The organism is Microbacterium sp. B19, from assembly GCF_000333395.1.
GTDB lineage: Bacteria > Actinomycetota > Actinomycetes > Actinomycetales > Microbacteriaceae > Microbacterium.
The window spans coordinates 1-8,891 of the sequence record NZ_BADA01000133.1 but is presented as its reverse complement, the minus strand read 5'-3'; the positions used below and the strand labels follow the sequence as shown (position 1 = coordinate 8,891).

Annotated in this window: 6 protein-coding genes; 4 read left to right on the top strand and 2 right to left on the bottom strand. The window is 67.0% G+C overall.

Translation table 11 applies throughout. The features are described from left to right. Positions 1-4: 4 nt before the first annotated feature. Positions 5-2,191: a hypothetical protein gene (locus I5G_RS04980; protein WP_148286408.1), complete on the bottom strand. Its 2,187-nt coding sequence runs from the start codon at positions 2,189-2,191 to the stop codon at positions 5-7. A gap of 99 nt (positions 2,192-2,290) precedes the next feature. On the opposite strand from I5G_RS04980, the gene I5G_RS04975 reads away from it, so the two are divergent. Next, positions 2,291-4,138 (top strand): hypothetical protein, encoded by a 1,848-nt coding sequence (locus tag I5G_RS04975; RefSeq protein WP_022878073.1) that lies wholly within the window; start codon positions 2,291-2,293, stop codon positions 4,136-4,138. Positions 4,139-4,156: 18 nt separating this feature from the next. Here the strand turns inward: I5G_RS04975 and I5G_RS23910 are convergent, their stop codons facing one another. Further along, positions 4,157-6,469 (bottom strand): hypothetical protein, encoded by a 2,313-nt coding sequence (locus tag I5G_RS23910; protein ID WP_148286406.1) that lies wholly within the window; start codon positions 6,467-6,469, stop codon positions 4,157-4,159. Between the two features lie 185 nt (positions 6,470-6,654). On the opposite strand from I5G_RS23910, the gene rfbA reads away from it, so the two are divergent. From rfbA to I5G_RS04955, 3 genes are all read left to right on the top strand, one after another. Next, complete coding sequence (gene rfbA / locus I5G_RS04965; protein WP_022878071.1) at positions 6,655-7,524, top strand: glucose-1-phosphate thymidylyltransferase RfbA; 870 nt, start codon at positions 6,655-6,657, stop codon at positions 7,522-7,524. Continuing rightward, entirely contained in the window at positions 7,524-8,522 is a 999-nt protein-coding gene (gene rfbB, locus I5G_RS04960) for a dTDP-glucose 4,6-dehydratase (RefSeq protein WP_022878070.1), read from the top strand. The genes rfbA and rfbB overlap by 1 nt, the downstream gene beginning before the upstream one ends. 4 nt (positions 8,523-8,526) lie before the next feature. Next, positions 8,527-8,891: dTDP-4-dehydrorhamnose 3,5-epimerase family protein (locus I5G_RS04955; protein WP_026095657.1), on the top strand; the 365-nt coding region annotated here is incomplete at its 3' end.

Here is an 8,891-nt window from a genome sequence, read left to right as displayed (position 1 = left end):
ATGGTCAACGGACGCTGACCCGGCGACGCCGTCGCGAGACACCGAACCATACGGCGTAGGCCAGGGCCAGAACCCCGGCGCCGCCCGCGGCGACGAGTTCGACGGTCCACCCCGGGGGCAGGAACCGCACGGTGACCGTCTGACCCACCTGGGCGCTCGTGACGTTGGCCGTGAGGAGGAATCCGCGCTCCGGATCGACGATTCGAGCACCGGATGCCGTGTATCCCGGCCAGGCGAGCCGGCTGAAGACCACGTCGCCTCCCTGCTCGGGAGCGGAGTCGACACGGAAGGTCACCTGAGACGCGTCCCACGAGACGTCGGAGATGTCGACGCCGTCCGCGGTGCGCACTACTCCCCCGGCACGGTCGACGGGAGTGATGCGATGCAGCGTCCACGTGAAGTCACCGTCTTCGACACGCCACCCGTCGGGCGCCGTGATGGACGGAATGTCGGGACCCTTGATCACGATGACCGTGTTGAGCGCCATGTCGTCGGCGATCGTATGCCCCGCAGAATCGGAGGCGAAAAGAGTCGCGAACGCGTCAGGACACGTCCACCCGCGGAGGTCGACGCACAGATCCTGCGCGTATCGCGTGAACGGGAGCACCGTGTACACGGAGGCCACGTCCTTGCCCGTGGTGTACCAGAGGTTCGCGATCAACGATTCGCGGTAGGAGCGCGGATCCTTCTGGAGCGAATAGACATCGCCGACCACGAAGATTCCGTCGGCCTTGTCGTTCGCCACGCTCTTCATCGCGGACACGGATGACGGCACGTTGAAATTGCCCAGCGGGCTCGTCGGATATCGGGCGATCTGGGGGGCCAGCACGATCAGAGATGCCACGAGCAGCCATGCGGCCGCGATCTGCGGACCACGGGCACCCAACCGTCGCCAGAGGAGCGCGGCGAGGACGGCGAGCTGCACGACGGACCCCAGCAGCACGATGTGCCACGAAGCCGGCTGGGCCGCCCATGCCAACCAGCCCGCGACCGCCATGACCAGACCAGCGACGGCCACACGCCGGACGGAGACGCGGTACGGCCAGCTTCGGGAGAAGACGACGGCGATGCAGACCGCAACCGCGAGGACCGCGTACGGCATCATGCGTGCGGGGTATCGCAGCGGACCGATCACACTGGGACCCACCACCAGTGCGAGCGTCACCACGAGCACGACGATGGGCACGCGCAGCGTCACCAGCGAACGTCGCCATCCCCCCACGGCGAGGACCAGGAGGGGAAGGAGCCAAGTGACGTATGCCAACGGGACCGGCAGCAGATCGCCCCAGTACCCGCGTACCGAACCGACCGCTGTCGCGATGGGCGAGGTGGCGAGGTCGCCGAGATCCATGTTCAGGAACTGATCGTTCAGGATGTCGGATCCGGAACGCTGCGTGACCGGAGCCGTGAGGATGCCGGGCAGATAGACGAAGACGGCCAGGAGAGCGGGGAAGGCCCCCAGCGCCACGATCCGGAGGGCACGACGGCGGTCGCGAGCGATGAGTGCGAGAGCGAGAAGAGCGAGCAGAACCGTGGCGATCTCCAGCACGGCGAAGACGTAGCCGATCGTGACCAGGAGATACGAGAACACGAAATACGGAATGGGACTCATGCCGTCGTCGAGGTGCCGCTTGAGGGCCCACCAGAGGAAGGCGAACAGGGTCACCGTCTGCAGTCCCGTCACCCAGGACGGGGAGTCCATGAAGATCGTCTGGCCCCCTGCGGTGGCAGTGAAGCCCGCCAGAGCAGCCCACCACGGATCGGCGCCGTAGCTACGGGCGAGGAGGAAGGCGCCGACGCACAACCCGACCAGGAAGGCGATCTTCACCAACGTCACGGCCAGCGTGGCGTTGTCGCCGACGTGCATGGACAGGGCCACGAGCCAGGTCAGGGGATTCCAGATGCCCCACTGCCCCTCCGCGAGGTAGTTGCCGCCCTGCCAGGAACCGGGCGACAGCAAGGGGAGTTCTCCCGCCAGCAGATGTGACCCCAGGCCGTACCACTGCCCGAATGCGCCGAGCTGCGTGTCGTCCCAGAACAGGAATCTCGGCTGCCGTACGAGCCGGGCGCCGATCATGACCAGGACCGCGACGATGCTCGCGACCAGCCACAGGCCTGACCGTCGCGCAGGGCTCCGGGTCACCGAGGACTCTCGGGGGATCGCCGTCGTGGTCGGGGAAAGGCTCTGCACCGTACGAGGCTACCCGCTGGCGAAGTTCGCTCAGGAATGGCTCCTAGACTTGGCCGAATGGCGCCGTCCCGCAGATCGACCCGTTGGAAGAGCCTCAGTGTGGCGGCCGTGACGGCGGTCGTCACGGTGATCCTGCAGCAGTGGGGACAGATCGCGGCGGGCCGCAATCCCTTCACACATCTGCGCACCGAGTTCTGGCACGACCAGCTCGGCTACCTCGCCATCGCCGCGGACGTAGCCCACGGACACTTCGACAACAGCGAGCCGGTGACGATGACCGGCATCAGCTACTACCCACGCTTCTACTACAGCACCGTCGGCTTCCTCGGTCGGGTCACCGGACTCCCGACGATCGTGTCGTGGAACATGACGTCCTTCGTGCTGCAGTTCCTCGCCGCCCTTGCCGTCGGTCTCGTCGTCGCCGGTCTCTCTCGCCGTTGGTGGCTCGCCGCGGCGGGCGCACTGCCCTTCTTCACGGGAACGTTCGCTTACGCGATCGCGGGCCGAGAGGGCGCGTGGTACACGCTGCTCGACGCGCACGCGGTGATGTGGGGCCCGTACGGGGTGCTGTTCTCGAACAACGCCGAGACCGCCGGCCTGTGCGTCGGACTCATCGCCGTGAGCGGTCTGCTCTGGGTATGGCGGCCCGGCGGTGGGGCTCGCGCCCGTGTCACCGTCACCCTCGTCGCCGCGGCCCTGATCGGGATGCTCTCGAGCTTCCAGACCTATTCGTTCCTCTCGTTCGCGTACGTCGCGGCCTTCGGGGCAGCGGTCGCAGGGATCTTCGCTGCGCGCCGCAAGCTGGTCGTCGTCCTCGTCTCCGTTCTCCTCATCGGAGCGGTGTTCGCGCTCGGACCCGTGGTCGCCGACCGGATCGGGCAGCTGCCGACGCTGATGTTCGGAATGCTGCCCGCGCTCCCCGGCCTGGTCGTCGCGATCGCGAGGTCCCGAGGGTTGGTCGCGATCGCGGCGGTCGTGGCGGTCGGCGCCGCTCTGCCTCAGGTGCTCTACACGATGCTCGGCGTGGTCAACAAGGACCCCTTCCTCACCTACCGTGTCGCGTCGAACCACCTTCTCGGCATCGTTTCCTGGCAGGCCCTGGTCGGGGCGTCGGTCGTGCTCGTCGGACTGGCCGGAGTCCTGATCGTCGCGCGTCTGGTCCGCGACCGGTTCGCTTCCATCGTGGCGATCACCGCGCTGCTCGTGCTTCCTCTTCTCGCGGTCAACGACGTGTGGGGCGCGAACGCGGAACCGTACCGGTTCTGGATCGAAGGCATCCTGATCGGCGGGAGCGCCGTGATCTTCGGGTTCGCACGGCTGATCGCGGTGGCATGGCCGCCGCGCCACACCCGGGAGGACTCGGGACGCCTCGCGCAGGAGGGCGTCGCTCCGGATGACGGGATGCCACCCACCCGCCGAACCGCGCCCGCGATGGTTCTCATCGGGGTGCTGTCGGTCACCGCGATCCTGTGGATCGCTGCGCTCCCCGACTGGATCGGCTCGTTGCGGGATCCGGAGATGCAGGCGGCCTGGAACCCGTTCACCGAGAGGGAGAACGCGGTGTCCGAGCTCGCTCGGGAGGCCTCGACGTCCCCATCGACCGGGTTGATCACGACGGAGCGCTGCATCGACAACCGCACCGTGAAGGCCAACACGGGCACTCCCGTGGCCAACTACCACCTCGGAATGGCCTGGCCCGACCACAAGGATGCGATCGACGACATCATCTCGGCGCGTGACGCGAACGCACTGGACTTCGATGCGATGCGTGACAGTGACACCGACTGGGTGCTGACCGACTCCAACTGCGAGTCGGATTGGTCAGCGCTCTATGCCGATCGTCTCGAGCGGGTCGACTCGCGCAGCTACCGGCTGGCTCCCGGCGAAACCATCTCCGCCGGCACCTCCGGCGACGGCGAGATCACCCTCTGGCGGGTGCGCGGCTGACACGCCCCGGCAGGGAGATCAGCCCGAGATCGGGTCGCCCGCGGGGAGAGCGGCCAGGGCGTCGCGGGACACCGTCAGGATGCGCGGCGCACTTCCGCCGTTGAGGCCGACCAGCGCTGCCCAGGAAGTGACGTGGCGCAGTTTGCCGTCGCGAGCGACGAACACGTCCGCCGCGCCGTCGGCCTTCACCGCGACCAGGTCGAGAGGTGCGCTCGATGAGCGGTTGAGTGCGCTGCACGCACCCGCCTCGAGGACGACGGGGGTGAACCCCTGCGCGGCCGCCGACGACGTCGGCCACAGCCTTCCCTCCGCGGCGAACGAGGTCGTGGTTCCGCACCGGATCCAGGAGCCCAGGGTCGGACTCTTCTTGAGGGATGCCACTTGCGCGTCGGGGAGAACCCGATAGTCGAGGACGATGCCGGCATCGGCGGCGAGGCCCGCCGTGGGGATCCAGGAGATCTGTTGATCGCCGCCCAGATAGAGCTCGGGCGACGACGTCGCCTTAACGACCAGCCCGGAAACGACGGGTGCGCCGGCGGGCAGTGCCTGGCGGACGCCTGCCGACACCGTGGTGATCACCGGCGCCGATCCACCGTTGTGCGCGACCAGAGCAGACCATGTCAGCGCGGGTCGACGGGTCGCTCCCTCCAGAACGAAGACGTCGGCGCTATCGGCCGTCTTGACCGCGACGTCGCCCGCGATCGTCCCGTCCCGGGTCGAGAACTGCGCGCAGGTGGCCGCCGTCGCGGGGATGGGCGTGATGCCCGTCCGGCCCGGGTCGGCGAGACGGTTCAACCATCCCATCGCCGGCAGATAGGTCGCGCCATCGCAGGAGAGGAGCGGGGAGACCGTGCCCGCGGCGGTGTACGCCGTGAGATCGGATGCCGGAACGACCGCCAGGTCACCCGGCACGCGGTTGTAATCGGAGACGCTGTCCCAGCTCGGGACATAGGCGATCTTGTCGAAATCCACGGTCAGGAACACTTTGGGGTCGTTCGCGGCGCGGACGAGCTGTGCGGGCGCGAAGAGCAGCGGTCTCTTCGGCACCGCCGCGAAGATGTCGCTGTTCATGAACGGCGCATACGGCGTGACCCGAACATCGCCCGCCAGCGCCCGGGCTGCCGAGGCGTTGTAGAGCGGCGTGACATCGCGCCCTTCCTCGAACCGCCCCCAGCGGTCCCCACCCCGGATCCGGAAGAACGCCCCGACGGCGGGGCCGGCGGGGACACGCTGCACCAGCGCCGAAGCCACGTCGACCGGCGCGGAGCACGACCCCCCCAGATCCGCCACCGCTTCGCAGCTCGTCAACCGATGCCGCTGCCCGTCCTGGATCAGCGAGATGTCACCCGTCGCGGAATCCCGAAGAATGGCGCCCGCGTCGCCGGAGTACTGCGCGGCGGTGATGTAGCTGGAGGGCACCGTCGCGACCGACCCGAAGACGCGCGACAGCTCCGCGAGGTCCTCCTGATTGCCGACGTGCCAGCGTCGGCCGCCGTTGATCAGCCAGACCGTGGTGTCGGTGGCGAGCTTGACGAGGGTCAGCCGGGCGACCTGCGTGCTCCCGAACCAGTCGGTGAAGTAGCTGTAGAAATTCCGGTTCCCGTAACTGGAACAGCCGTCGCCTACCCCGTACCCGGCGCGGAGTGACGCCGCGTTCGGCTGATAGGGCGTGTAGTAGTAGAGATTCGCCGTGGCCTGGTTCTCGATGTAGACGGGGGACGAACCGCACGCGATCTCCGTGTCGTATCGGATGTTCCAGGTCTTGCCGGGCGCGTAGTACGTGAAGTACTTGCTGAGTGTGTAGATCTGCATCTGACGGGCCGCGCCATACACCTGGCTGAAGAAACCCGCGTACTGACTGTCGCAGTCAGCGTTGTCCGGACAAGCCTGGCCCATCGCCTTGAGGAAGTCGTCGCGCGACGGCGCCGTGGAGGTGACGAGACCGCGCTCCTTCTGCAGCATCACGATGAGGACCTGGGGGTTGATGCCACATGCTGTGGCGACCTTCGACAGGATCGCCGCCGCGGTCTCGTTCACCGCTCCCGAATACGCCCCGCAGTAACCGTCGGCGGCCCGGTCGGGCGTGCTCTGGCGGTAGTCCTTCAGGCAGACGTACCCCGACGCGCAGTTGTTGACCTTGGACCGCAGGAACGCGTCGATCTGGGACGCCGTCATCGTCGCGCTGTCGAAGAAGACCTCGTTCGAGATGATGTTGCCCGGCCGGAAGAGGGACAGATCCGCGGCGAGGACGAGGTTGCCGGGCGCGGCGGACGCGGCCGGAGGACGCGGTACCACGAGAGCAGTGATGACCAGGGTGAACACGGTGATCACGAGGAGCAGGTTTCTCGCGCACGTCATCGTCGCTCGGCGGGGGTAATTCATGAGATCACCAGTGTGACTGATGAGGTGACCGTTGGGGAGTATCCGGGCTCCGGCGCGCCCCGGCCCGTCGCGAGGCCCGGGTCCCGGACGGTGGCGGGTTCGGCACGACGAGACATCCCTGCCACAATGGTTGGGTGAAGGGCATCATTCTGGCCGGCGGCTCCGGGACGCGTCTGCACCCGATAACCCTCGGCGTCTCCAAGCAGCTCATACCGGTCTACGACAAGCCGATGGTGTACTACCCGCTGTCGACACTGATGCTGGCCGGCATCCGCGACATCCTGGTCATCACCACCCCCCACGACGCCCCGTTCTTCGAGCGCCTCCTGGGTGACGGGTCGCAGTTCGGGGTTTCCCTGAGCTTCGCGCAGCAGCCCTCGCCCGACGGTCTCGCCCAGGCGTTCACACTGGGCGCGGACTTCATCGGCGACGACAAGGTGGCCCTCGTCCTCGGTGACAACCTCCTCTACGGGCCCGGTCTCGGTACGCAGCTCAAGCGCTACGCCGATGTGGACGGAGGCGCGGTCTTCGCCTACTGGGTCGCTGAGCCCACCGCGTACGGCGTCGTCGAGTTCGACCGGGACGGACGCGCCATTTCGCTCGAGGAGAAGCCCTCGGCCCCGAAGAGCAACTATGCGGTGCCCGGCCTGTACTTCTACGACAACGACGTCGTCGAGATCGCTCGGGGATTGGCGCCCTCCCCTCGCGGAGAGTACGAGATCACGGACATCAACAAGGAGTACCTCTCCCGCGGCAAGCTTCAGGTCGAGGTACTGCCACGCGGAACGGCGTGGCTCGACACCGGGACGTTCGACCAGATGACCGACGCCGCCGACTACGTCCGGACGATCGAACGCCGGACGGGTCTGCGCATCGGTGTACCGGAAGAGGTCGCGTGGCGCCAGGGCTTCCTCGATGACGAGGAGCTGCGGACCCGCGCCGAGAAGCTCACCAAGTCCGGCTACGGCTCGTACCTGCTGGAGATCCTGGAAAGGGGTCGTTGATGTCTCGCATCCTCGTCACGGGAGGCGCCGGATTCATCGGCTCCAACTTCGTGCACCACTTGGTCGAGCACACGGACCACACGATCACCGTCCTCGACAAGCTGACCTACGCGGGCAATCGCGCATCGCTGGACGGTCTGCCCGCCGATCGTGTGACGCTCGTCGAGGGAGATATCGCGGATGCCGAGATCGTCGACGACCTGTTCGCGGACGCCGACGCGGTGGTGCACTACGCGGCCGAGTCGCACAACGACAACAGCCTGAACGATCCCCGCCCGTTCCTGGACACCAACATCATCGGGACCTACACCCTCCTGGAGGCGGCGCGGCGACGCAAGGTCCGCTTCCACCACATCTCCACCGACGAGGTGTACGGCGACCTCGAGCTGGACGATCCCGCGCGGTTCACCGAGTCGACTCCGTACAACCCTTCGTCGCCGTACTCGTCGACGAAGGCGGGCTCCGATCTCCTCGTGCGCGCCTGGGTTCGCTCGTTCGGGGTCGAGGCGACCCTCTCGAACTGCTCCAACAATTACGGGCCTTACCAGCACGTCGAGAAGTTCATTCCGCGCCAGATCACCAACGTCATCCGAGGCATCCGTCCCAAGCTCTATGGCGCCGGACAGAACGTCCGGGACTGGATCCACGCGGACGACCACTCCAGCGCCGTGCTGCGCATCCTCGAGTCGGGCCGGATCGGAGAGACGTACCTCATCGGGGCCGACGGCGAGAAGAACAACAAGGACGTCGTGGAACTCATCCTGTCCCTGATGGGTGAGGCGCCGGACGCATACGACCACGTCACGGATCGCGCGGGACACGATCTGCGATACGCGATCGACAGCACCAAGCTACGGACCGAGCTCGGATGGCAGCCGCGTTACCGCGACTTCGAATCGGGCCTGCGGGAGACCATTCAGTGGTACCGCGACAACGAAGCCTGGTGGGCAGCGGACAAGGACGGCGTCGAGGCGTTCTACGCGGCCCGAGGTCAGTGACGTCGTGGTGGAGTTCGGCAAAGATCTGACGGTCACTCCGACCGCGATTCCTGGACTCGTCGTCGTCGATCTGCCGGTGCACGGGGACGCGCGCGGGTGGTTCAAAGAGAACTGGCAGCGCCAGAAGATGACTGCACTGGGAATCGATGACTTCGTTCCCGTCCAGAACAACATCTCGTTCAACGACGCCGTCGGGACCACGCGCGGCATTCATGCGGAGCCGTGGGACAAGTTCGTCTCGGTGGCGACGGGGCGCGTCTTCGCCGCGTGGGTCGATCTCCGGGAGGGCCCGACCTTCGGGACGACTTTCTCGACGGAGATCGACGCCTCTCGGGCGGTGTTCGTCCCCAGAAGAGTGGGGAACTCCTA

Excerpts from the sequence above, each read along its gene's own strand:
- rfbB (WP_022878070.1), top strand. The coding sequence starts at position 7,524 with ATGTCTCGCATCCTCGTCACGGGAGGCGCCGGATTCATCGGCTCCAAC.